General features: G+C 64.6%; 17 protein-coding genes. 13 read left to right on the top strand and 4 right to left on the bottom strand.

Translation table 11 applies throughout. The annotated features are described in order from the left end of the window. The first annotated feature begins 95 nt into the window (after positions 1-95). The 3 genes from cysD to cysQ are packed head-to-tail and all read left to right on the top strand — an operon-like array spanning position 96 to position 3,731. Positions 96-1,001: a sulfate adenylyltransferase subunit CysD gene (cysD, locus tag RFM41_RS05230; RefSeq protein WP_320246499.1), complete on the top strand. Its 906-nt coding sequence runs from the start codon at positions 96-98 to the stop codon at positions 999-1,001. A gap of 2 nt (positions 1,002-1,003) precedes the next feature. Further along, positions 1,004-2,941: a sulfate adenylyltransferase subunit CysN gene (cysN, locus tag RFM41_RS05225; protein ID WP_320246500.1), complete on the top strand. Its 1,938-nt coding sequence runs from the start codon at positions 1,004-1,006 to the stop codon at positions 2,939-2,941. Positions 2,942-2,951: 10 nt separating this feature from the next. After that, positions 2,952-3,731 carry a 3'(2'),5'-bisphosphate nucleotidase CysQ gene (cysQ, locus tag RFM41_RS05220; RefSeq protein ID WP_320246951.1) on the top strand — a complete coding sequence of 260 codons (780 nt, stop codon included), beginning with the start codon at positions 2,952-2,954 and terminating at the stop codon, positions 3,729-3,731. 161 nt (positions 3,732-3,892) lie between these two features. Here the strand turns inward: cysQ and RFM41_RS05215 are convergent, their stop codons facing one another. From RFM41_RS05215 to RFM41_RS05200, 4 genes are all read right to left on the bottom strand, one after another. Further along, entirely contained in the window at positions 3,893-5,035 is a 1,143-nt protein-coding gene (locus RFM41_RS05215) for a DegT/DnrJ/EryC1/StrS family aminotransferase (RefSeq protein WP_320246501.1), read from the bottom strand. Between the two features lie 254 nt (positions 5,036-5,289). Then, on the bottom strand, positions 5,290-6,213 hold the full coding sequence (locus RFM41_RS05210; RefSeq protein WP_320246502.1) for a carbohydrate kinase family protein: 924 nt from the start codon (positions 6,211-6,213) through the stop codon (positions 5,290-5,292). Further along, positions 6,210-6,656: an RbsD/FucU family protein gene (locus tag RFM41_RS05205; RefSeq protein ID WP_320246503.1), complete on the bottom strand. Its 447-nt coding sequence runs from the start codon at positions 6,654-6,656 to the stop codon at positions 6,210-6,212. The genes RFM41_RS05210 and RFM41_RS05205 overlap by 4 nt, the downstream gene beginning before the upstream one ends. A 1-nt stretch (position 6,657) precedes the next feature. Continuing rightward, entirely contained in the window at positions 6,658-7,881 is a 1,224-nt protein-coding gene (locus tag RFM41_RS05200) for an ROK family transcriptional regulator (RefSeq protein ID WP_320246504.1), read from the bottom strand. Between the two features lie 210 nt (positions 7,882-8,091). Between RFM41_RS05200 and RFM41_RS05195 the strand changes: the two genes are divergently transcribed. The 10 genes from RFM41_RS05195 to bglA all read left to right on the top strand — a co-directional run bounded on the left by RFM41_RS05195 (position 8,092) and on the right by bglA (position 24,429). Next, positions 8,092-9,120 (top strand): sugar ABC transporter substrate-binding protein, encoded by a 1,029-nt coding sequence (locus RFM41_RS05195; RefSeq protein ID WP_320246505.1) that lies wholly within the window; start codon positions 8,092-8,094, stop codon positions 9,118-9,120. Between the two features lie 94 nt (positions 9,121-9,214). Next, entirely contained in the window at positions 9,215-10,291 is a 1,077-nt protein-coding gene (locus RFM41_RS05190; protein WP_320246506.1) for an ABC transporter permease, read from the top strand. Then, positions 10,288-11,067, top strand: coding sequence for an ATP-binding cassette domain-containing protein (locus RFM41_RS05185; protein ID WP_320246507.1), 780 nt, complete (start codon positions 10,288-10,290; stop codon positions 11,065-11,067). Before RFM41_RS05190 ends, RFM41_RS05185 begins: the two co-directional genes overlap by 4 nt. 132 nt (positions 11,068-11,199) lie before the next feature. Next, positions 11,200-13,662, top strand: a complete 2,463-nt coding sequence (locus RFM41_RS05180; protein ID WP_320246508.1) for a glycogen/starch/alpha-glucan phosphorylase — start codon at positions 11,200-11,202, stop codon at positions 13,660-13,662. A 218-nt stretch (positions 13,663-13,880) separates the two neighbouring features. Beyond that, complete coding sequence (gene glgB, locus RFM41_RS05175; RefSeq protein ID WP_320246509.1) at positions 13,881-16,094, top strand: 1,4-alpha-glucan branching protein GlgB; 2,214 nt, start codon at positions 13,881-13,883, stop codon at positions 16,092-16,094. A 60-nt stretch (positions 16,095-16,154) separates the two neighbouring features. Beyond that, positions 16,155-17,420, top strand: a complete 1,266-nt coding sequence (gene glgC, locus RFM41_RS05170) for a glucose-1-phosphate adenylyltransferase (RefSeq protein WP_320246510.1) — start codon at positions 16,155-16,157, stop codon at positions 17,418-17,420. Between the two features lie 106 nt (positions 17,421-17,526). Beyond that, positions 17,527-18,972 carry a glycogen synthase GlgA gene (gene glgA, locus RFM41_RS05165; RefSeq protein WP_320246511.1) on the top strand — a complete coding sequence of 482 codons (1,446 nt, stop codon included), beginning with the start codon at positions 17,527-17,529 and terminating at the stop codon, positions 18,970-18,972. Positions 18,973-18,975: 3 nt separating this feature from the next. After that, a complete protein-coding gene (locus tag RFM41_RS05160; protein WP_320246512.1) occupies positions 18,976-20,604 on the top strand; it encodes an alpha-D-glucose phosphate-specific phosphoglucomutase in 1,629 nt (542 codons plus the stop codon). A gap of 172 nt (positions 20,605-20,776) precedes the next feature. Then, the gene (glgX, locus tag RFM41_RS05155) at positions 20,777-22,774 is read left to right on the top strand and encodes a glycogen debranching protein GlgX (protein WP_320246513.1); all 1,998 of its coding nucleotides are present in this window, start codon (positions 20,777-20,779) and stop codon (positions 22,772-22,774) included. Beyond that, positions 22,774-24,429, top strand: coding sequence for a beta-galactosidase BglA (gene bglA / locus RFM41_RS05150; RefSeq protein ID WP_320246514.1), 1,656 nt, complete (start codon positions 22,774-22,776; stop codon positions 24,427-24,429). Before glgX ends, bglA begins: the two co-directional genes overlap by 1 nt. The last annotated feature ends 5 nt before the right edge of the window (positions 24,430-24,434 follow it).

The following is a 24,434-nucleotide window of genomic DNA, read 5'->3' as shown; positions in this document are numbered from 1 at the left end:
GTTTGTCCGAAGTGAATTTTGCGCCCGGGCGGCATAAATTTGCGCCTGCAATGCAAAATTTCCGCTCGACGGCACGAGAGAACGCTCGACGCTCCATGACTATCGCGCTCACGCATCTGCAGCGGCTCGAGGCCGAATCCATCCACATCTTCCGCGAGGTCGCGGCGTCTTTTTCCAAGCCGGTGATGCTCTATTCGGTCGGCAAGGATTCTTCCGTGCTGATGCATCTGGCGATGAAGGCTTTCTATCCGGCCAAGCCGCCTTTCCCGTTCCTGCATGTCGACACCACCTGGAAATTCCGCGAGATGATCGCCTTTCGCGACCAGATGGCGCAGAAGCTCGGCTTCGACCTTTTGGTCCATGTCAACGAGGATGGCGTGCGCGAGGGCATCAATCCCTTCGATCACGGCTCCAACACCCATACCCATGTGATGAAGACTGTGGCGCTGCGCCAGGCGCTCGACAAATACGGCTTCGACGCGGCTTTCGGCGGCGCCCGGCGCGATGAGGAGAAGTCGCGTGCCAAGGAGCGCATCTTTTCCTTCCGCAACGCCCAGCATTCCTGGGATCCGAAGAACCAGCGGCCGGAAATGTGGAAGATCTTCAACACCCGCATCGCGCCGGGCGAGTCGATCCGGGTCTTCCCGCTGTCGAACTGGACCGAACTCGACATCTGGCAATACATCCTGCAGGAGAACATCCCGATCGTGCCGCTCTATTTCGCCAAGGAGCGGCCGGTGGTCGAGCGCGACGGCATGCTTATCCTCAAGGACGACGAGCGCATGCAACTGCGTCCGGGCGAGACCACCGAGAACCGTCTCGTGCGCTTCCGCACGCTTGGCTGCTATCCGCTGACCGGCGCCATCGAATCGGATGCCGACACACTGGAAGCCATCGTCGGCGAGATGCTGACCGCCCGCACGTCCGAGCGCCAGGGCCGCCTCATCGACCGCGACGAGGCCGGCTCGATGGAAAAGAAGAAGCGCGAGGGTTATTTCTGATAATGCGCCACATCATGGCCAAGAGCCTCGCCCCCACCGACGGCATCCGCGACTACATGGCCGCGCAGGAAAAGAAGTCGCTGCTGCGCTTCCTCACCTGCGGCTCGGTCGACGACGGCAAGTCGACGCTGATCGGCCGGCTGCTCTCGGACACCAAGCAGATCTTCGAAGACCAGCTCGCTGCGCTCGAGAAGGATTCGCGCAAGCACGGCACCACCGGCGACGACATCGACTTCGCGCTGCTGGTCGACGGGCTGGAGGCGGAGCGCGAGCAGGGCATCACCATCGACGTCGCCTATCGCTTCTTCGCCACGCCCAAGCGCAAGTTCATCGTCGCCGACACGCCCGGCCATGAGCAGTACACGCGCAATATGGCGACGGGCGCCTCGACCGCCGATCTCGCCATCGTGCTGATCGATGCGCGCCAGGGCGTGCTGCGCCAGACCAGGCGCCATTCCATTATCGCCTCGCTGCTCGGCATCCGGCACATCGTGCTCGCGGTCAACAAGATCGATCTCGTCGGCTTCGACAAGACTGTCTTCGACCGGATCGTCGCGGACTATGACGAGTTCGCGCGGGAACTGGGCTTCGTGAGCGTCGTGCCGATCCCGATGTCGGCGCGCTTCGGCGACAACGTCACCAGCCGCTCGGAGCGCACGCCCTGGTATTCCGGGCCGTCGCTGATCGAGCATCTCGAAACCGTGTCGGTCGACGAGGCCGCCGTCGAGCTGCCGTTCCGCTTTCCGGTCCAGTATGTGAACCGGCCCAACCTCGATTTCCGGGGCTTTGCCGGCACCATTGCTTCGGGCACCGTTTCGCAAGGCGACGAGGTCGTCGTCGCCAAGTCGGGCAAGGCGTCCCGGGTCAAGCGCATCGTCGCGCAGGGCGGCGACCTCGAGCAGGCAGTGGCTGGCCAGGCGATCACGCTCGTCCTCGAGGACGAGGTGGAAGTGTCGCGCGGCAACCTGCTGGTGTCGCCGGCGGCACGTCCGCAGGTCGCCGACCAGTTCGCCGCCAACATCGTCTGGTTCGACGAGCAGGCGCTGCTGCCCGGCCGCTCCTACATCCTGCGCACCGAGACCGATCAGGTCAGCGCCACCGTCACCGAGCTCAAATACCGGGTCAACGTCAACGACTTCGCGCATGAGGCGGCGAAGTCGCTCGACATCAACGAGGTCGGCGTCTGCAACCTCTCGACGCGGGCTCCGATCGCTTTTGATCCCTTCGCCGAGAACCGTACCACCGGCGCCTTCATCCTGATCGACCGCATCACCAATGCCACGGTCGGCGCCGGCATGATCCTGCATTCGCTGCGCCGTGCTGAGAACATCCACTGGCAGTCGCTCGATGTCGGCAAGCGCGGCCGATCCGACCTGAAGAACCAGCGCCCGGCCGTGTTCTGGTTCACCGGCCTGTCCGGTTCCGGCAAGTCGACCATCGCCAACCTCTTCGAGAAGAAGCTGTTCGCGTCCGGGCGCCACACCTACATCCTCGACGGCGACAACGTCCGTCATGGCTTGAACCGCGATCTCGGCTTCACCGACGCCGACCGCGTGGAGAACATCCGCCGCGTCGCCGAAGTGGCCAAGCTGATGGCCGATGCCGGATTGATCGTCATCGTCTCCTTCATCTCGCCCTTCAGCGCCGAGCGGCGCATGGCGCGCGAGCTGATGGCCGAGGGCGAGTTCGTTGAGGTGTTCGTCGACACGCCGTTCGAGGAATGCGCCCGCCGCGATCCGAAGGGCCTCTACGCGCGCGCCTTGAGCGGCGAGATCAAGAATTTCACCGGCGTCGATTCCCCTTATGAGGCGCCACAGAATCCGGAAATCCATCTTGAGACCCTCGGCAGGAGCCCGCAGGAAATGGCGGAAGCCCTGGAACACTGGCTGACCGAGCGCGACATTGCCGAGGAGCAGTATGACAATGGCGGCGGCATCTGACGACGAGGCGATGCTGGGCGTCTTCGAGCGCCTGGCGCTGGAAGCGGGGCGCGAGGTGATGCGCGTCTTCCACGAAGGCGGCGCCGTCGACAGCAAGGCGGATTCCTCGCCGGTCACGGAAGCCGACCGCGAAAGCGAGAAGATTATCCTGGCCGGCCTGCGCGTCGCCTATCCGGATATCCCATGCGTGGCCGAGGAGGAGGTTGCGGCGGGTGTCGCGACGCCCGACCTCGACGGCGCCTTCTTCCTGATCGATCCGCTCGACGGCACCAAGGAATTCGTCAACCGCCGCACCGATTTCACCGTCAACATCGCGCTGGTCCGTCACGGCGTGCCGGAAGTCGGCGTCGTGTTCGCGCCGTGCACCGGACGCTTCTTCAGCGGACGGCCCGGCAAAGCCGAGGCGCTGGAGGTCGATGCCGATTATCGCATCACTGAACGCCGGCCGATCAATGTGCGCGAAGGCGGCACGCCGCTCGCGGTCGTGGCCAGCCGCTCGCACAACACGCCGGAAACCGAGGAATTCATCCGCGATCTCGGCGCCGCGGAGATCGTCTCGATCGGCTCATCGCTGAAATTCTGCCTGCTCGCCGCGGCGGAAGCCGATGTCTATCCGCGCTTTGGCCGCACCATGGAATGGGACACGGCAGCGGGCGATGCGGTGCTGCGCGCCGCCGGCGGCATGACCCGCACCCTGGACGGCCGGCCGCTGGTCTACGGCAAGCGCAACCAGGCCAGCGACAGCGATTTCGCCAATCCGCATTTCATTGCGAGGGGGAAGAGCGGGTAATCTCCCCCCTTGAGGGGGAGATGTCGCCAAAGGCGACAGAGGGGGTCGTCTCGCGTAGAGCGCTGACGCCCTCGAAGGCCAAAGGAGGCTGGCGCCTCACGCGCGGCGACCCCCTCTGGCCTGCCGGCCATCTCCCCCTCAGAGGGGGAGATCAAGCGCCTCTAAGCCGCAGCCACATGCGCCGAGTTCGACCCTATGTAATTGCGGATCGTCTCTATGATGCGGTCCTGATCGGCCTCGCTCAAATAGGCGTGCATCGGCAGGCAGAGGATCTGCTTCGGCAGCGCTTCCGAGACGGCAAGGCCGGTCGGCGTGCGCGGATAGTGCTTGTAGGCGACCTGCTCGTGCAGCGGCTTCACGTAGTAGATCACCGACGGGATGCCCTTTTCGCCAAGATGGGCCTTGAGCCCGTCGCGCTTCGGCGTCTCGATCGCATACTGCGCCCAAGCCGAGCGGCCATGGCCAAGATTGCGCGAGGCCTTGACGATGTCGCCGAGGCCCTTGGCATAGCGGTCGGCGACTGCCTGGCGTGCCACCATCTCCTCTTCGAGGATGGCGAGCTTTTCGATCAGGATTGCCGCCTGCAGCGTGTCGAGGCGCGAATTGATGCCGACGCGGACATTGTCATACTGCGTCTCGCCCTTGCCGTGGAAGGCGAAGGAACGAAGCTTGTCGGCCAGCGCGCCATCATTGGTGAACATCGCGCCGCCGTCGCCGTAGCAGCCAAGGGGCTTCGCCGGATAAAAGCTGGTCGAGCCGACATGGCCGAAGGCGCCGCACATCTTGGCGTCGGCGGAACCGCCCATCGACTGCGCGGCGTCCTCGATCACCAGGAGGTTCTCGCGCTTGGCGATCGCCATGATCGCCTCATAGTCGGCGGCAAGGCCGAACAGGTCGACCGGGATGATCGCCTTCGGCTTCAGCCTTCCTTCCTTCTTGATCATCTCGATCGCCGCCTCGAGGCTGGCGATGTCGATGTTGTAGGTATCGCGGTCGACGTCGACGAAGACCGGCTCGGCCTTGGCCAACGCCACCACCTCGGCCGTCGCGGCGAAGGTGAAGCTCGGCACGAACACAGCATCGCCCGGGCCGATGCCGGCGGCAAACAGCGGCAGGAGCAGCGCGTCGGTGCCGTTGGCGCAGGCGACCACATGCTTGACGCCGACATAAGCCGCGAGCTTGTTCTCGAATTCGGTGACCTGGGGGCCGAGGATGTAGCGGCCGTCCTCGACGACCCGGTCTATCGCGGCCTTCAGCCGGTCGCGGATACGTTCGCGCTGCGCGCCAAGATCGATGAACTGCATGTCGGCCTCGAAACTGCCTGTGAAACCGGCTCGCTGGTAACAGACTTGAACCGGCTGAGAAAGCCGGTGGCGGCCAGCGCAAATTGCTTATGTGCTGCAGCCTGTTACCGATTTTGCCGGCGCAATGCCTGAAAAAGCCGGAAATCCGAGCTTTGAGAGGCGTTTTCCTGCCTCTCTTATCGCGTCGTTCCACCGATGGGAAACATAAAGTGATCGGCCCCGAAGGCCGGGCTCACGTCCGTCTTCGCGCCGGGTCAGGCGATTTCGTGCCGCCAGGGCGGATTGGCCCCGGCCCGTGAAACCGTCACCGCCGCCGCCTTGGCGCCGAGTTCCAGCGCCTTGCGGATCGCTTCTTCTGCAAGGTCGCCGATCGCCGCCTTGGTGAGCAGGCCTTGCTCATGCAGGGAAGCCAGGATGCCGGCATTGAAGGTGTCGCCGGCGCCGACCGTGTCGACCACCTTCACCTTCTGCGGCATGACCGTGACCTTGTGCGCCTTGCTGTAGCCGACGGCGCCTTCACCGCCATGGGTGACGACGATCAGCTTCGGTCCGCGATCCAACCAGTTGCGCACGACGTCCTCATGCGAGCCGGCCTCGTCGAACCATTTGAGATCCTCGTCCGAGAGTTTGACGATGTCGGCCATCGCCATCATTTCGCGGATGCGTCTGAGATGCTTCGCCTTGTCCGGGATGAAGTTCGGCCGGATGTTGGGATCGAGCATCATCACCCGGCTCCCATGCTCGCGCCGCATGAATTCCTCATAGGCTGATCCGGCCGGCTCGGAGATCAGGCTGATCGCGCCGAACAGCATCGCCTCGATCTCGGCGCCGAGCTTCGGCAGGTCCTCGACGGTCAGCATGCGCCCGGCGGTGTTCTCGTCATAGAAAGTATAGGTCGCCTGGCCGTTGGTGAGCCGCACGAAGGCGAGCGTCGTCGGGCGAGGGGAGGTGTGCGCATAGGTGGAGCTGACCTTGCTGGCGCCCAGCGCCTCGCGGAACTGCCCGCCGAACAGGTCGGAGGAAAGGCCGGAGAAGAAGCCGGCCGGTGCGCCGAGCCGGCCGAGCGCTATCGCCGAGTTGAACACCGCGCCGCCGACATAGGGCGCGAAGGCCGCTTCGCCTTCCGTGGTCGTGCGCGGCAGCATGTCGATCAGGGCTTCGCCACAGCAAAGGATCATGTCGTCTTGGTCTCCGGCGGATGGATCACGCCCTTGCGGATGATGATGTTGGCAAAGAGCCTGGGTTCGCTGGTCGCCACGATCGCGTGCGCGGCCTTGACGCGTGCATAGAAGTCGGGCCCGGCCAGCGCAATCACCTTATGGCCCGGCGCGCGCCTGGCGCAAACCGCTTCCATCTCGCGATGCACGGGGTCGGCGAGCGCAGGGTCGCCCTGCACCGAGGCCCGGAACAGTGCCTCCGGCACCGCTTCGTCCACCGGCAGCACGCTGAGCACGGCATCAAGAACGGGGATGATCGGGTGGCCGTCCGCCCGGATCAGCCGCCGTGCCTGTTCCTCGGCCGGATAATTGCCGTCGACGATCGCGATCTCGTCGCCATGACCCATTGCCCTGAGCGTCGCCAGGAACTGGGGCCCGAGCAGCGACGGGATGCCGATCAGCATGTCAGGCGCCCCCGGACGTGTTCGGTCCGATCAGGAAGCGCTCGGAGAGCGGCAGGCTGGCGCCGCCCATGGCGCGTGCGTGGATGCCGACCGTCCCCTCGCGAACGACAGGCAGCTTCAGCCCTTCGGCGTCGATGGTGGCAATCGCTTCCGTCACGGCATCGACCAGCCGGCGCCGCACGTCGAGCGGCATCCAGCCGTCGATGACCGCCGCTTCGAAGTCGATGACCGACGAGGCCGCGACAATGGCATAGGCGAGCGCCCGCGACGCGCTGGCGATCCACTCGTCGAGATCGGCGCCGATCTCGCCCCATTCCTGCGGCGAGGTCCAAAGACGGGAGCCGTCGATGCCCTTGGCGGAGAGCGCCCGTTCCAGCATCGCGATCGAGGCGACATCGATGAGCTGCGTCGGCTTGCCGTCCGGCCCCGGCACCGGCATCGAGCCCAGCGCGCCGGCATTACCTTTCGGCCCGCTGTAGAGGCGGCCATTGAGCACGATGCCGCCGCCGGCAAAGGCGCCGATGTAGAAATAGACGAAATCGCGCGCTCCGCCCGCCCGCCCGAAGACGAGCTCCGCGCCGCAGGCCGAGGTCGCGTCGTTCTGCAGGTAGACGGGGAACTCGCATTGCGCCTGGATGTCGGCGCGGATGTCGCGATGGCGCCATTCGTCCATGATCTCGCGCGGCGCGCCGGCCGTGTCGGCCCAGTTCCACAGCTCGAACGGCATGGCGATGCCGAGCCCGGCAATGCGCTTGTCCTGAGCCGGCGTAAGCTCGCTTCGCATCGCCTTGATGCCGGCAGTGACGAACTCGACGGTCTCGCGCGGCGCGGGATAGCGATAGGAATGCTGCAGCATGGCGCGCACCTTGCCGAGGAAATCGATCAGCACGAGCTCGGCCGAGCGGCGGCCGATCTTGAGGCCGATGAAGAAGGCGCCTTCCGGGTTGAGCGCCATCGGGATCGAAGGCTGGCCGATCTTGCCGCGTAACGGCGCCTGGCGCAGGAGCAGCTTGTCTTCCTCGAGCTCGCGCATGATCACCGACACCGTCTGGGCCGACAGCCCGGTCATGCGCGCGATGTCGGATTTGGCCAGGCTGCCATGCTGGCGCACCAAGGACAGCACGAGCCGCTCATTATGGTCGCGCATCCCGCTCTGGTTGGTGCCGCGATGCAGCCGGCTTTCCAAAGCCTCGGGCGAACCGTGCCTCGCAATGCCGGTCTCCACCCTGTTCCTCCCGTCTGTTTCCCCTCGATGCTTTTCGTTCAGAATGAGTGAACAGCGCAAGAGTGTCAATAATAAATAAGAGTGATTTATTTATTGACAGCCGTTGCGGACTGGTGTCTTTTTGACATTGCGCCCACGCTGGGAGAACTTCGATGGGCGCTCCGCAGGTGCCGGTTGGCCGGCGCCGGAGTGGTTCACTGGGAGGAAATCATGCGTAAATGGACTATCCTGAAGGCGGCCGTCGCCGGCCTCGCCTTTTACGGCGCGATGGCCACGGCCTCGTATGCCGCCGACATCGTCGGCCTGATCACCAAGACCGAAGGCAATCCGTTCTTCGTCAAGATGCGCGAGGGCGCGCAGGCCAAGGCCAAGGAGCTCGGCCTGACGCTGCAGACCTTTGCCGGCAAGTTTGACGGCGACAATGACAGCCAGGTCGCGGCCATCGAGAACCTGATCTCGGCCGGCGCCAAGGGCTTCGCCATCGTGCCGAGCGATTCCAGCGCCATTGTGCCGACCATCAAGAAGGCGCGCGACGCCGGCCTTCTGGTCATCGTGCTCGACACGCCGCTCGATCCGATCAGTGCCGCGGATGCCACTTTCGCCACCGACAATTTCAAGGCCGGCGAGTTGATCGGCGAGTGGGCCAAGGGCACGCTGGGCGACAAGGCCTCGAGCGCCAAGATCGCCTTCCTCGATCTCGCCACCAACCAGCCGACGGTCGACTATCTGCGCGACCAAGGCTTCATGAAGGGCTTCGGCATCGACATCAAGGATCCGAAGAAATACGGCGACGAGGACGACAAGCGCATCTGCGGCCATGAGATGACCGGCGGCGCCGAGGATGGCGGCCGTACCGCCATGGAAACGCTGCTGCAGAAATGCCCGGACGTGAACGTCATGTACACGATCAACGAGCCGGCGGCGGCCGGCGGCTATCAGGCGCTCAAGGCGGCCGGCAAGGATGACGGCTCGGTGCTGGTGGTTTCGATCGACGGCGGTTGCCCGGGTGTCAAGAACGTCGCGGCCGGCGTCATCGGCGCGACCTCGCAGCAATATCCGCTGAAGATGGCCGCCATGGCCATGGAGGCGATCGAGAAGTTCGCCAAGACCGGCGAGAAGCCGAAGCCGACCCCCGGCAAGGAGTTCTTCGACACCGGCGCGACGCTGATCACCGACAAGCCCGTCAAGGGCGTCGAGTCGATCGACAGCAAGAAGGGCGCGGAACTTTGCTGGGGCTGATGCCTTCCTAATACCCACGACAACGGATTAAACTCGCTGAAAGGGCGGCTCCGGCCGCCCTTTCCCGAAACACGGGATCCTGGGAGGGGATAAAATGAGCGACGACGCAACCGGCTCGGTCTCGGCCGAGCGCGGCCTTCACGGCCACGACCAGTCCGTGGCAAGCTTTGATGAGGACCGGGGTTCATTTCTCAAAACCCTGCAGCGCTTCCTGCATGAATACCCCACGGCCGTCCCGTTCATTGTCCTGGTCATCGGCGTTTTGATTTTCTCGATCGCGGCAGGCGGGCGGTTCTTTGCGCCGTTCAATCTTTCGCTGGTGCTGCAGCAGGTCACCATCATCGCCTTTCTGGGCATCGCCCAGACGCTGGTAATCCTCACGGCCGGCATCGATCTTTCGGTCGGCGCCATGATGGTGCTGTCGTCCATCGTCATGGGCAGGCTGACCGTCACTTACGGCGTGCCGGTCGAACTGAGCTTCGTGCTGGGCCTGCTCACCGGCCTTGTCTGTGGCCTGATCAACGGCGTTCTGGTGGCGGTGATCAAGCTGCCGCCCTTCATCGTCACGCTCGGCACCTGGAGCGTCTACGGCGCGATGGTCATCTATGTCTCGCATTCCGAGACCGTGCGCGCCCAGGACATCGAGGCGGCGGGACCGCTGCTGCAATGGCTTGGCCATACGATCAGACTGGGTGGCGGCGCGGTGCTGACCTACGGCGCCATCGCCATGATCCTGACGGCGCTGATCATCTGGTATGTGCTGAACCGCACCGCCTTCGGCCGGCATGTCTACGCGACCGGTGACGACGACGAAGCCGCTCGGCTGGCCGGCATCAACACGCGCGGCGTCTTCATTGCGGTCTACACGCTGGCCGGCTTCATCTGCGCCGTCGCCGCCTGGGCGCTGATCGGCCGCATCGGTGCGGCGAGCCCGCTCGGCAACCAGACCGCCAACCTCGATGCCATCACCGCCGTGGTGATCGGCGGCACCTCGCTGTTCGGCGGCCGCGGCTCGCTGGTCGGCACGCTGTTCGGCGCGCTGATCGTCGGCGTCTTCCGCAATGGTCTCGCGCTCGCCGGCGTCGACTCGCTCTGGCAGGAGTTCACCGTCGGCATCCTCATCATCCTCGCCGTCACCATCGATCAGTGGATCAGGAAGATTTCGGCATGAGCACGCAGCCCATTCTTCAAGGCAAAGGCCTCAACAAGCGCTACGGCAGAGTGGTCGCGCTCGACAATGCCGATTTCGACCTGATGCCGGGCGAGATCCTTGCCGTCATCGGCGACAACGGCGCCGGCAAGTCGACGCTGGTCAAGGCGCTGTGCGGCGCGGTCATCCCGGACTCCGGCACGATCGAGCTCAACGGCAGCCCCGTGCATTTCCGCTCGCCGATCGAGGCGCGCATGGCCGGCATCGAGACCGTCTACCAGAACCTGGCTCTGTCGCCGGCGCTGTCGATCGCCGACAACATGTTCCTCGGCCGCGAGCTGCGCAAACCCGGCTTTGCCGGGCAATGGCTGCGCCGGCTCGACCGCTCGGCCATGGCGCGCATAGCCCGCGAGAAACTGTCAGAGCTCGGGCTGATGACCATCCAGAATATCAACCAGTCGGTCGAAACGCTGTCGGGCGGCCAGCGCCAGGGTGTCGCGGTGGCGCGTGCCGCCGCCTTCGGCAGCCGCGTCGTCATCATGGACGAACCGACCGCTGCGCTCGGCGTCAAGGAAAGCCGCCGTGTGCTGGAGCTGATGCTCGATGTGAAAAAGCGCGGGCTGCCGATCGTGCTCATCTCGCACAACATGCCGCATGTCTTCGAGGTGGCCGATCGCATCCACATCCATCGCCTGGGCCGTCGCCTCGCCGTCATCGATCCCAAGCAGTATACGATGTCCGATGCCGTCGCCTTCATGACCGGTGCCAAGGCTCCACCGGAGGTGTTGGAGGTCTGATCGCCCCGCATTGTCGCGCGGATGCGGAGCGCGGCTTGCTTAAATCGATTGAATCTATGCTGCAACGCACTAAGATGGACTGGGAGGAACGGTGAAAGCCGCTATGATCAGGCCAGTTGAACGAGAGGCGAAATGACATCCGCCATGACGATCGAAGTTCCCGTCCTCGACAATCCGGACCCCAAGACGCTCGCCGAAGAGGTCTTGATGTCGCTCAAATACCGGGTCGGCAAGGACACCACCGTCGCCACGCCCTATGACTGGCTGACAGCCTCGATCAAGGTGGTGCGCGACCGCATCGTCGACCACTGGATCCAGGCGACGAAGGAAGCCTACGACCAGCAGGAAAAGCGCGTCTATTACCTTTCGCTGGAATTCCTGATCGGGCGCCTCATGCGCGACGCCTTCTCCAATCTCGGCCTGATGGAGAACATGCGCGAGGCGCTGTCCTCGCTCGGCGTCGATCTCGACCTGATCGCCGGCCTCGAACCGGACGCCGCGCTCGGAAATGGCGGCCTCGGGCGTCTCGCCGCCTGCTTCATGGAAAGCATGGCGACCGTCGACATCCCGGCCCATGGCTACGGCATCCGCTACGCCAACGGCATGTTCCGCCAGGAAATCCAGGGTGGCTGGCAGGTCGAGCTGCCCGAGACTTGGCTCGATCACGGCAATCCCTGGGAATTCGAGCGGCGCGAGCGCTCCTTCGAGGTCGGCTTCGGCGGCTCGGTGGAATCGATCACCTCCAAGGACGGCCGGCTCGAACGCCATGTCTGGAAGCCGACCGAGCATGTCCTTGCCGTCGCCTACGACACGCCGGTGGCCGGCTGGCGCGCCAGGCGCGTCAACACGCTGAGGCTCTGGTCCGGCATGCCGATCGACCCGATCCTGCTCGACAAGTTCAATGCCGGCGACCACATCGGCGCGCTGGCCGAAAGCAACAAGGCCGACGCGCTGTCGCGCGTGCTCTACCCGGCCGATTCCCACATGGCCGGCCAGGAGCTGAGGCTGCGGCAGGAGTATTTCTTCTCGACCGCCTCGCTGCAGGACATCGTCCAGCGTCATTTGAGCCAGTATGGCGACCTGAAATCGCTGCCCGACAAGGCGGCGATCCACTTGAACGACACCCATCCAGCGGTCGCCGTGCCGGAGCTGATGCGGCTCCTGATGGACGTTCACGGCATGGACTTCGACCAGGCCTGGGACATCACCAGGCGCACTTTCGGCTATACCAACCACACGCTGTTGCCCGAGGCGCTGGAAAGCTGGCCTGTGCCGCTGTTCGAGCGCTTGCTGCCGCGCCACATGCAGATCGTCTACGCCATCAATGCGCAGGTGCTGCTCGAGGCCCGCGCCACCAACCAGTTCTCGGGCGATCAGATCGCCCGCATCTCGCTGATCCAGGAAAATGGCGACCGCCGGGTGCGCATGGGCAATCTGGCCTTTGTCGGCTCGCATTCGATCAACGGTGTCTCGGCCCTCCACACCGAGCTGATGAAGGAGACGGTGTTCGCCGATCTCCACAAGCTCTATCCCGACCGCATCAACAACAAGACCAACGGCATCACGCCGAGGCGCTGGCTGATCCAGTGCAATCCCGGCCTGACTGCGCTTGCCCGCGAGGCGATCGGCGACCGCTTCATGGACGACATCGAGGCGATCAAGGATCTCGAGCCGCTCGCCGATGACGCGGCTTTCCGAGAAAAGTTCGCCGGCGTGAAGCGGCAAAACAAGGCCCGCCTCGCCAACCTCGTCGCCGACCGTCTCGGCATCAGGCTCGACCCGTCGGCGCTGTTCGACATCCAGGTCAAGCGCATCCACGAATACAAGCGCCAGCTGCTCAACATCCTCGAGGCGATCGCTTTTTACGACCAGATCCGCTCGCATCCCGAGCGGGATTGGATGCCGCGCGTGAAATTCTTCGGCGGCAAGGCGGCGCCCAGCTATCACAACGCCAAGCTGATCATCAAACTGGCCAACGACGTCGCGAAAGTCATCAACGGCGATCCGTCGGTGCGCGGCCTGCTGAAAGTCGTGTTCGTGCCGAACTACAATGTCAGCCTGGCCGAAGTGATGATGCCCGCCGCCGACCTCTCCGAGCAGATCTCGACCGCCGGCATGGAGGCGTCGGGCACCGGCAACATGAAATTCGCTCTGAACGGCGCGCTCACCATCGGCACGCTCGATGGCGCCAATGTCGAGATCAAGGAGCATGTCGGCGACGACAACATCTTCATCTTCGGCCTCACCACGGCTGAGGTCGCCGAGCGGCGCAACAATGGCTACAATCCGCGCGGCGTGATCGAGGCCTCTCCGGAGCTGTCGCAGGCGGTGTCGGCCATATCCTCCGGCGTCTTCTCGCCCGACGATCCGGGCCGCTATCGCGACCTGATGAACGGCCTTTACCAGAGCGACTGGTTCATGGTGGCCGCCGATTTCGATTCCTACGCCGCCTGCCAGCGCGAGGTCGACGCCGTGTGGCGCAACAGCCCCGACTGGTACGCCCGCGCCATCCACAACGTCGCTCGCGTCGGCTGGTTCTCATCCGATCGCACGATCCGTCAATATGCGAAAGACATCTGGAACGTGCCCGTCTGATATGATTGCATAAGCCACAAAGAATGTGGCCCCGGTGCATGTCGCCCAAAAGTGCGTAGCGGTTTTGGGATCACGGCATGCACCAAAACAAAGATTAGTGCATGTCGCCCAAAAGTGCGTAGCGGTTTGGGGCCACGACATGCACCAAGACAAGGAGCAGCGCATGCCGGAGCAAGGCATGCGCCGGAACAAGGTGCCCGGGGAGGGCAACCCGCTTGATGAGGAAGCCGCGCGCGACCGCTGCGACAAGCGGGCCGGATGGACTGGCGCCAGCCGGTGATGTCGCGGCGATTGTCGCCGGAACGCATGGCGATCCTTTCGCGGTCCTGGGCGTGCAGGAGGCCGGCAAGGGCTTCGTCGCGCGCTGCTTCGTGCCCAACGCCGAATTCGTCACCGCCTATACACTGACCGGCAAGGAGGCGGGCGAGCTCTCCCGCCGCGACGACGCCGGCTTCTTCGAGGGCAAGGTCTCGATCCGCAAGCGCCAGCCATTGCGCTATCGAGCCAAAAATGCCGGTGGCGAATGGTGGCTGACCGACCCCTATTCCTTCGGTCCGGTGCTCGGCCCGATGGACGATTACTATATGGCCGAGGGCTCGCATTTAAGGCTCTTCGACAAGCTCGGCGCCCACATCATCGATCATGAAGGCGCCACCGGGGTGCATTTCGCGGTCTGGGCGCCCAATGCCAGGCGCGTCTCTGTGGTCGGCGCCTTCAACGACTGGGACGGCCGCCGCCACACCATGCGTGACCGCAAGGACACCGGCATCTGGGAATTGTTCATTCCCGATCTCGGCGCGGGCCAGCCCTACAAATTCGAGATCATAGGACCGGACGGCGTGCGCCTGCCGCTGAAGGCCGACCCGTTCGCCTTCGAGTCGGAGCTGCGTCCCGCGACCGCTTCCGTGACGGCACCGCCGATGGCGCATCGATGGGGCGACGAGGCACATCGCGGTTATTGGCAGAAAGCCGATCCCCGGCGCGAGGCGATCTCGATCTACGAGGTCCATGCCGGCTCCTGGCAGCGCCGCGACGACGGCACGTTCCTCTCCTGGGACGAGCTTGCGGCGCGGCTGATCCCCTACGTGGTCGACACCGGCTTCACCCATATCGAGTTCCTGCCGATCTCGGAGCACCCTTACGATCCGTCCTGGGGTTACCAGACCACCGGCCTCTATGCGCCGACCGCCCGTTTCGGCGACCCCGACGGCTTCGCCCGTTTCGTCGACGGCGCGCATCGCGCCGGCATCGGCGTCATCCTCGACTGGGTGCCCGCGCATTTCCCTATCGACGAGCATGGGCTGGTGAAGTTCGACGGCACCGCGCTCTACGAGCATGCCGACCCTCGCCAGGGTTTTCACCCGGACTGGAACACCGCGATCTACAATTTCGGCCGCCGCGAGGTGGTGTCGTTCCTCGTCAACAACGCGCTGTTCTGGGCGGAGAAATACCATGTCGACGGCCTGCGCGTCGACGCGGTGGCCTCGATGCTCTACCTCGATTATTCGCGCAAGGCCGGCGAGTGGATCCCCAACGAGAAGGGCGGGCGCGAGAACCTGCAGGCCGTCAGCTTCCTGCAGAAGATGAACAAGGAGCTTTACGGCCACCACCCCGGCGTCATGACGATCGCCGAGGAATCGACCTCATGGCCGAAAGTGTCGCGCCCTGTGCATGAAGGCGGGCTCGGCTTCGGCTTCAAGTGGAACATGGGCTTCATGCACGACACGCTGGAGTATCTCTCCAAGGAGCCGATCTTCCGCAAGCACCATCACAACGACATCACCTTCGGCCTGGTCTACGCTTTCTCGGAAAATTTCGTGCTGCCGCTCTCGCATGACGAGGTCGTGCACGGCAAAGGCACGCTGCTGCACAAGATGGCCGGCGACGACTGGCAGAAGTTCGCGACGCTGCGCGCCTATTACGCCTTCATGTGGGGCTATCCCGGCAAGAAGCTCCTGTTCATGGGCCAGGAATTCGCCCAGCGCCGCGAGTGGAGCGAGGAACGCGCGCTCGACTGGAACCTGCTCGAATTCGCGCCGCATCGCGGCGTCTGGCAGACGGTGCGCGACCTGAACTACCTCTACCGCTCGCGCCCGGCGCTGCATGCGCGCGACTGCGAGCCGGAAGGCTTCTCCTGGCTGATCGTCGACGACCGCGACAATTCGGTTTTCGCCTGGCTGCGCAGCGCGCCGGACGGCAACCCGATCGCCGTCATCTCCAATTTCACGCCGGTGCCGCGCGAGAACTATCGCGTGCCGCTGCCAAAGGCGGGAAAGTGGCGCGAAATCATCAATACGGATGCCGAGGTCTATGGCGGCTCCGGCATGGGCAATGGCGGCATGGTCGAGGCGAGCGGCGAAGGGGGCGGCGTATCGGCGACGATGCTTCTGCCACCGCTGTCGACGATCATGCTGGAATTGGTCGCGGATTGAAGCAGATGATGTCTCCTGCTCTTGCAACGATCCGGGCAGCTTGTTTGGGAGGGTAACAAAATGGCAGAGATCAAAAGAACCCAGCCGCTGGCACGCGATGCCATGGCCTATGTGCTGGCCGGCGGCCGCGGCAGCCGCCTCAAGGAACTGACCGACCGGCGCGCCAAACCAGCCGTCTATTTCGGCGGCAAGACGCGCATCATCGACTTTGCGCTCTCCAATGCGCTGAACTCCGGCATCCGCCGCCTCGGCGTCGCCACCCAGTACAAGGCGCATTCGCTGATCCGCCACCTGCAGCGCGGCTGGAACTTCCTGCGGCCCGAGCGAAACGAAAGCTTCGACATCCTGCCGGCATCGCAGCGCGTCTCGGAAACGCAGTGGTATGAAGGCACGGCCGACGCCGTCTACCAGAACATCGACATCATCGAGGCCTATGGCCCCGAATACATGGTCATCCTTGCCGGCGACCACATCTACAAGATGGATTACGAGCTGATGCTGCGCCAGCATGTCGACGCAGGCGCCGACGTCACCGTCGGCTGTCTGGAAGTGCCGCGCATGGAGGCGACCGGCTTTGGCGTCATGCATGTCGATGCCAAGGACAACATCATCGCCTTCGTCGAAAAGCCGGCCGATCCGCCTGGCATTCCCGACAAGCCGGAATTCGCCCTGGCCTCGATGGGCATCTATGTCTTCAAGACCAAGTTCCTGATGCAGCAGCTGCGCCGCGACGCCGCCGAGCCCGGCTCCAGCCGCGACTTCGGCAAGGACATCATCCCTTATATCGTCGAGCATGGTAAGGCGATCGCTCACCGTTTCGCCAAATCCTGCGTGCGTTCCTCGCATGAGGCAGAGCCCTATTGGCGCGATGTCGGAACGGTGGATGCCTATTGGGAGGCCAATATCGACCTGACCGACGTGACACCCGAGCTCGACCTCTACGACCGCGACTGGCCGATCTGGACCTATGCCGAATTGAAGCCGCCGGCAAAGTTCGTGCATGACGAGGACGGCCGCCGCGGCGAGGCGATCTCCTCGCTGGTGTCGGGCGACTGCATCGTCTCCGGCGCCTCGCTGCGCCGCAGCCTGATTTTCACCGGCGCCCGCATCAATTCCTATTCCAAGCTCGAGGAGGTGGTGATGCTGCCGGACGTCCAGGTCGGCCGCAACGCCCGGCTGAAGCGCGTCGTCATCGACCACGGCGTCCACATTCCGGAAGGGCTGGTGGTGGGCGAGGACCCGGCGCTCGACGCCAAGCGTTTTCGCGTGTCGGAAAAGGGCATCTGCCTGATCACGCAGGACATGATCAACAAGCTGTCGACCTGATAAGGTCGATCACCAAGTTGTCGACCTGACAAGGTTGATCAACAAGCTGTCAATTTGATCAGCAAGCATCACCAACCTGTCACTTTAGCAGTGGATCGTTAGGCGCATGCAGGTTCTGTCGGTCACGCCCGAAATCTTCCCGCTGATCAAGACCGGCGGGCTTGCCGACGTCACCGGCGCGCTGCCGATCGCGCTGGCCGGGAAGGGCGTGGCGATGCGCACGCTGGTCCCCGGCTATCCCGTGGTGATGGCGGCTTTCGCCAAGAAGAAACCCGTCTACCAGTACCCGCTGCTGCAAGGCGGCAAGGCTGCGATCCATGCCGTCAAGATCGGCGACCTCGATCTCTTCGTTTTGGACGCGCCGCATCTCTTCGATCGCCAGGGCGGTCCTTACGGCACCGCCTCCGGCGCCGATTGGCCGGACAATTGGCGGCGCTTCGCGGCGCTCAGCCAGGCCGGCGGCGACATAGCGGGCGGCGCCATCTCCGGCTACCAGCCCGACATCGTGCATGCCCATGACTGGCAGTCGGCGATGACGCTTGCCTATATGCGCTACGGCAAGGCGGTCGGCGTGCCATCGCTGATCACCGTGCACAACCTTGCTTTCCAGGGTCAGTTCGGCGCCGCCATCTTCGGCGAGCTCGGCCTGCCGGGCGTGGCGATGCAGCTCGACGGCGTCGAATATTATGGCGGCGTCGGCTTTCTCAAGGCCGGCCTGCAGGCGGCCTGGGCGATCACCACGGTGAGCCCGACCTATGCGCAGGAGATACGCTCGCCGGAATTCGGCATGGGCCTCGACGGGCTGATCAACATGCGCGCCAGCGACCTCTACGGCATCGTCAACGGCATCGATGTCGACATCTGGAATCCTCAGACCGACAAGCATCTGGTCGCCAATTATTCAGCCGAAACGCTTCCAGCAAGGGCCAAGAACCGCAAGGCGGTCGAAGAGCGCTTCGGCCTCGAGGCGGACGGCAGCCCGATCGTCTGCGTCATCAGCCGGCTGACCTGGCAGAAGGGCATGGACATCCTGGCCGCGGTCGTCGACGGCATCGTCGCCGCCGGCGCGCGCCTCGCCATCCTTGGCTCGGGCGACGCCGGCCTCGAAGGCACGCTGCTTGCTGCCGCGGCGCGGCATCGCGGCCGCGTCGGCGTCGTCGTCGGCTATGACGAAGGCCTTTCGCACACCATGCAGGGCGGCTGCGACGCCATCATCATCCCGTCCCGCTTCGAGCCCTGCGGACTGACCCAGCTTTACGGCCTGCGCTATGGCTGCGTGCCGGTCGTCGCCAGGACAGGCGGCCTGGCTGATACCATCATCGACGCCAATGAAGCGGCGTTGTCGGCCGGTGTCGCCACCGGCTTCCAGTTTGCGCCCAACAATGGCGGCGCGATGCTGCATGCCATCCAGCGTCTGGTCGAGGTTCACGCCAGGCCGGCGGTCTGGGCCTCGATCCAGCGCCAGGGCATGAAGGCCGATGTCTCCTGGGACAAGAGCGCCGAAAAATACGTTGAACTCTATCGCTTGCTGCTTTCGAAAAGGGCTGCCTGAGGCATGATCAAAACCATCCCCACCAAACCCTATACCGACCAGAAGCCCGGCACCTCCGGTCTGCGCAAGAAGGTGCCCGTGTTCCAGCAGGAGCACTATGCCGAGAACTTCATCCAGTCGATCTTCGATGCGCTCGACGGTTTTGAAGGAAAGACGCTGGTGATCGGCGGCGATGGCCGCTTCTACAACCGCGAGGTCATCCAGAAGGCCATCGCGATTGCCGCCGGCAACGGCTTCGGCAAGGTGATGGTCGGGCAGGGCGGGATTCTCTCGACGCCCGCCGCCTCCAACATCATCCGCAAATACAAGACTTTCGGCGGCATCATCCTGTCGGCCAGCCACAATCCCGGCGGCCCGCATGAGGATTTCGGCATCAAGTACAATGCCGGCAATGGCGGCCCGGCGCCCGAAAAGATCACCGATGCGATCTTTGCCAAGTCGAAGGAGATCAAGAGCTTCAAGATCGCCGACATCGGCGAGATCGACATCGACACCATCGGCACCGTCAAGGCGGGCGACATGACGGTCGAGATCTTCGATCCGGTCAAGGACTATGCCGAATTGATGGAAAGCCTGTTCGATTTCGAGGCGCTGCGTAAGCTCTTCAAGTCGGGCTTCCGCATGCGCTTCGACGCCATGCACGCGGTGACCGGTCCCTACGCCAAGGAGATCCTTGAACGCCGGCTCGGCGCGCCGGACGGCACCTGCCGCAACTTCAAGCCGCTGCCGGATTTCGGCGGCCACCACCCGGATCCGAACCTGGTGCACGCCAAGCATCTCTATGACGAGATGATGGGCCCGGACGCACCGGATTTCGGCGCGGCTTCGGATGGCGACGGCGACCGCAATCTGATCATCGGCAGAGGCATCTTTGTCACCCCGTCGGATTCGGTGGCGATGCTTGCCGCCAATGCCAAGCTGGCGCCGGGCTACAAGGACGGCCTGAAGGGCATCGCCCGCTCGATGCCGACCAGCGGGGCTGCCGACCGCGTCGCCGAGAAGCTCGGCATCGGCATCTACGAGACTCCGACCGGCTGGAAGTTCTTCGGCAATCTGCTCGACGCTGGCATGGCGACGATCTGCGGCGAGGAAAGCGCCGGCACCGGCTCCAACCATGTGCGCGAGAAGGATGGGCTGTGGGCGGTGCTTCTGTGGCTCAACATCCTCGCCGCGCGCGGCGAGAGCTGCAAGGACATCGTCACCAAGCACTGGGCGACCTACGGCCGCAACTACTATTCGCGCCATGATTATGAGGAGGTCGAGAGCGACCGCGCCAACGCGCTGGTGGATGAGCTGCGCGCCAAGCTAGGCTCGCTGGCAGGCACCAGCGTGCGTGGGCTGAAGATCGCCAAGGCCGACGATTTTGCCTATCACGATCCGGTCGACGGCTCGGTGAGCAAGAACCAGGGCATCCGGATACTGTTCGAGGGCGGCTCGCGCGTCGTGCTGCGCCTCTCCGGCACCGGCACCTCGGGAGCGACGCTGCGCGTCTATATCGAGCGCTACGAGCCGGACAAGGCAAGGCACGATCTCGACACCCAGGAAGCACTCGCCGATCTCATCGCCGCCGCTGACGACATCGCTGGCATCAAGAGCCACACCGGCCGCAACAAGCCGAGCGTGATTACTTGAGGGTGGTGGCGCGCGCCTTTCCTTCCCCCCTTGTGGGGGAAGGTGGATCGGCGCGCAGCGCCGAGACGGATGAGGGGTGTTGGCCGGATCGCCGGCATCGCCAAGCTGGAGCACCCCTCATCCGTCGCCTTCGGCGACACCTTCTCCCACAAGGGGAGAAGGGGGAGCCCGCATGACCCTCGGCGCCGCCATCACCCCCGAAGGCATCCGCTTCGCCGTCTGGTCCTCATCGGCCCGGCGTCTGTGGGTCTCGATCTTCGACGATACCGGCGCGCGCGAACTCGACCGGCAGGAGCTGAGCCCGCAAGGCGAGGGCGTGCACGCGCTCCTTGTCCCCGGCTTTGCCGATGGCACCCGCTATGGCTTTCGCGCCGACGGCGACTATGCGCCGGAGCGCGGCCTCTGGTTCGACCCGAACAAGCTTCTCACCGATCCCTATGCCATCGAGCTCGACCGTCTATACCAATATCATTGGCGACTTGCCGCCAAACGCAACGAAGGCTCCGACACCGCCTCGCTGATGCCGAAGGCGGTCGCGCGATCCCTGTCCAAGCCGGTTCCGCCCCAGCCGCCACTGTTCCGGCCCGGCGGCTTGATCTACGAGCTCAATGTCCGCTCCTTCACCAGGCTGCATCCGGACGTGCCGGAAGCTGAGCGCGGCACCGTCGCGGCGCTCGCCCATCCGGCTGTCGTCGAGCACCTGAAGCGTCTCGGCGTGTCGGCCGTCGAACTGATGCCGGTCACCGCGTCGATCGACGAGCGGCATCTGCCGCCGCTGGGGCTGAGCAACGCCTGGGGCTACAATCCCGTCACCTTCATGGCGCTCGATCCGCGCCTCGCTCCCGGCGGCCTCAAGGAGTTGCGCGACACCGTCGCGGCGCTGCGCAAGGCCGGCATCGGCACCATCCTCGACCTCGTCTTCAACCATAGCGGCGAAAGCGACCGGCTCGGGCCGACTTTGTCGCTGCGCGGCCTCGATGCGCAGGCTTACTACCGGCACCAGTCCGACGGCAGGCTGGTCAACGACACCGGCACCGGCAATACGATCGCCTGCGACCATCCGGTCGTGCGCGAGATGGTGCTGGACACGCTCCGCCATTTCGTCCGCTTCGCCGGCGTCGACGGCTTCCGCTTCGATCTGGCGCCGGTGCTGGGACGTGTCGATGGCGCCTTCGATCCGGACGCGCCGCTGCTTCAGGCCATCGCCGGCGATGCCGTGCTCGCCGACCGCGTGCTGATCGCCGAGCCCTGGGATATCGGTCCGAACGGCTACCAGCTCGGCAATTTCCGCCCGCCATATCTCGAATGGAACGACCGCTACCGCGACGATGTCAGGCGCTTCTGGCGCGGCGACGCTGGTGCGGTCGGCTCGCTCGCGACGCGGCTTGCCGGCTCCTCCGATGTCTTCGGCAGGGACGGCCAACCGGCGAGCCGCACGGTCAATTTCATCGCCGCGCATGACGGTATGACCTTGGCCGACATCGTCGCCTATGAGCGCAAGCACAACGAGGTCAATGGCGAGCAGAACCGCGACGGCCACAACGACAATCTGTCCTGGAACAACGGCGCCGAGGGCGAGACCGGCGATGCTGAAATCGCCAGGGCCCGCTTCAACGACCAGTGCGCGCTGCTCGCGACGCTTTTTGCCTCGCGCGGCACCATCATGCTGACCGCCGGCGACGAGTTCGGCCGCACGCAGAAAGGCAACAACAACGCCTATGCGCAGGACAACGCCATCACCTGGCTGGACTGGGCCGGCCGCGATGGCGCGCTCGAGCAATATACATCGTCGCTCGCCACGCTGCGCCGGGCCTTTCCCGCGCTGGCGGATACGCGCTTCCTGACCGGCGAGCCCGTCGACGAGTCGGACATTCCCGACGTGGCCTGGCTGACCGAGACCGGCGCGCCGCTCGGCGAGGCCGACTGGAACGATCCTGGACGCCATCGCCTCGTGATGATGCTCGGCGATGGCGGTGGCGGCCGCCTTGCCATCATGATCAATGGCGATCGTCGGCAATGCGTCTTCACCTTGCCCGCGCGGGAAGGTTTTGAGTGGCTCCCGGCAGTCGAGACGCAGCCGGTCGATCTTGCGCGGCCGCTGCCCGGCCGCAGTGTCGGTTTCATGATCGAGCGGCGTGCCGCTGGATCGGGCAACAGGAAGGGCTCGTGATGGCTGGCGACAATTCCGGACAAGGGAGCGAATGGTGGCGCGGCTGCGTCATCTACCAGGTCTATCCACGCTCCTTCCAGGACACGACCGGCGACGGCAGCGGTGACTTGAAGGGCATCACCGCGCGGCTCGCCCATATAGCCTCGCTGGGTGTCGATGCCGTCTGGCTCTCGCCCTTCTTCAAGTCGCCGATGGCCGACATGGGCTACGATGTGTCGGACTATCGCGACGTCGATCCGATGTTCGGCACGCTGGAGGATTTCGACGCGCTGGTCGCCGAGGCGCATAGGCTCGGCCTGAAGTTCATCATCGACCAGGTGATCTCGCATTCTTCCGACAAGCACGAATGGTTCGTCGAAAGCCGCGCCAGCCGCGACAACGCCAAGGCCGACTGGTATGTCTGGGCCGACGCCAAGGCGGACGGCAATGCCCCCAACAACTGGCTGTCCGTCTTCGGCGGCCCGTCCTGGGAGTGGGACGCCACCCGCCGGCAATATTACATGCACAATTTCCTGGCCGCTCAGCCGGATTTGAACTTCCACAATCCTGAGGTCCAGGACGCGCTGCTCGACACCGTGCGCTTCTGGCTCGAGCGCGGCGTCGACGGCTTCCGGCTGGATACCGTCAACTACTATGTCCAAGACCGCTGGCTGCGCGACAACCCGCCGCTGGCCTCGAGCGTCGCCGGCACCAATGCTGCCACCAGCACCTATGCCTTCCAGGAGCATCTCTTCGACAAGACGCGGCCTGAAAACCTCGATTTCCTGAAACGCTTTCGCGCGCTGCTTGACGAATATCCGGGCCGCGCCGCGGTCGGCGAGGTGGGCGACGAGGAGCGTTCCCTGCAGACGCTCGCCGCCTATGTCTCAGGCGGCGACAAATTGCAGATGTGCTACACGTTCGATCTGCTCGGCCCGCAATTTTCAGCCGCCCATGTGCGCGGCTGCGTGGAGGCGTTCGAGACGACCGCCCCGGACGGCTGGGTCTGCTGGGCCTTCTCCAACCATGACGTCGTGCGCCATGTCAGCCGCTGGACACGACCCGGCGAGAGCCCGGACGCGGTGGCGAAGTTCTCGATCGCGCTGCTGTCATGCCTGCGCGGGTCGATCTGTCTCTATCAGGGCGAGGAACTCGGCCTCGAGGAGGCGGAACTGGCCTATGAGGATCTGCGCGATCCGGTCGGCATCCGCTTCTGGCCGGGCGTGAAGGGCAGAGACGGCTGCCGCACGCCGATGGTCTGGGAGGCTGGCGCCGAGAATGCCGGTTTCTCGACGGGAAAGCCCTGGCTGCCGGTGCCGCAGGCGCACCGCGTGCGGGCGGTCGACGTCGAGAATGGCGAGGAGCGATCGGTGCTTGCCGCCTATCGGTCGATCCTCGCCCTGCGCAAGGACCATCCGGCACTGGTCCAGGGCTCGATCCGCTTTCTCGATGCCGAAGGCGATGTGCTCGCTTTCCTCCGCGAGCGCGACGGCGAAAGGCTGCTTTGTGTTTTCAATTTCTCGGCCGACGCGACAGGCTGGGCGCTGCCCACGGAGATCGGCGAGGCTGAGATAACGGCCTTTGATGTGGACGCCGCCGGCATTCTTACCGGTGTCGTCGAGGAGAGCGCGGTGGCGCTGCCGCCTCTGGGCAGTTTTATCGGCAGGATTGGCTGACCGTT

This window comes from Mesorhizobium vachelliae (genome assembly GCF_033977325.1).
Lineage (GTDB): Bacteria > Pseudomonadota > Alphaproteobacteria > Rhizobiales > Rhizobiaceae > Mesorhizobium > Mesorhizobium vachelliae.
This window is presented reverse-complemented; position numbering and strand designations above follow the sequence as displayed.

Bases quoted from the DNA above. Each gene is read 5' to 3' on its own strand.
- cysD (WP_320246499.1), top strand. From the start codon at position 96: ATGACTATCGCGCTCACGCATCTGCAGCGGCTCGAGGCCGAATCCATC.
- cysN (WP_320246500.1), top strand. From the start codon at position 1,004: ATGCGCCACATCATGGCCAAGAGCCTCGCCCCCACCGACGGCATCCGC.
- cysQ (WP_320246951.1), top strand. From the start codon at position 2,952: ATGCTGGGCGTCTTCGAGCGCCTGGCGCTGGAAGCGGGGCGCGAGGTG.
- RFM41_RS05215 (WP_320246501.1), bottom strand. From the start codon at position 5,035: ATGCAGTTCATCGATCTTGGCGCGCAGCGCGAACGTATCCGCGACCGG.
- RFM41_RS05210 (WP_320246502.1), bottom strand. From the start codon at position 6,213: ATGATCCTTTGCTGTGGCGAAGCCCTGATCGACATGCTGCCGCGCACG.
- RFM41_RS05205 (WP_320246503.1), bottom strand. From the start codon at position 6,656: ATGCTGATCGGCATCCCGTCGCTGCTCGGGCCCCAGTTCCTGGCGACG.
- RFM41_RS05195 (WP_320246505.1), top strand. From the start codon at position 8,092: ATGCGTAAATGGACTATCCTGAAGGCGGCCGTCGCCGGCCTCGCCTTT.
- RFM41_RS05190 (WP_320246506.1), top strand. From the start codon at position 9,215: ATGAGCGACGACGCAACCGGCTCGGTCTCGGCCGAGCGCGGCCTTCAC.
- RFM41_RS05185 (WP_320246507.1), top strand. From the start codon at position 10,288: ATGAGCACGCAGCCCATTCTTCAAGGCAAAGGCCTCAACAAGCGCTAC.
- RFM41_RS05180 (WP_320246508.1), top strand. From the start codon at position 11,200: ATGACATCCGCCATGACGATCGAAGTTCCCGTCCTCGACAATCCGGAC.
- glgB (WP_320246509.1), top strand. From the start codon at position 13,881: ATGAGGAAGCCGCGCGCGACCGCTGCGACAAGCGGGCCGGATGGACTG.
- glgC (WP_320246510.1), top strand. From the start codon at position 16,155: ATGGCAGAGATCAAAAGAACCCAGCCGCTGGCACGCGATGCCATGGCC.
- glgA (WP_320246511.1), top strand. From the start codon at position 17,527: ATGCAGGTTCTGTCGGTCACGCCCGAAATCTTCCCGCTGATCAAGACC.
- RFM41_RS05160 (WP_320246512.1), top strand. From the start codon at position 18,976: ATGATCAAAACCATCCCCACCAAACCCTATACCGACCAGAAGCCCGGC.
- glgX (WP_320246513.1), top strand. From the start codon at position 20,777: ATGACCCTCGGCGCCGCCATCACCCCCGAAGGCATCCGCTTCGCCGTC.
- bglA (WP_320246514.1), top strand. From the start codon at position 22,774: ATGGCTGGCGACAATTCCGGACAAGGGAGCGAATGGTGGCGCGGCTGC.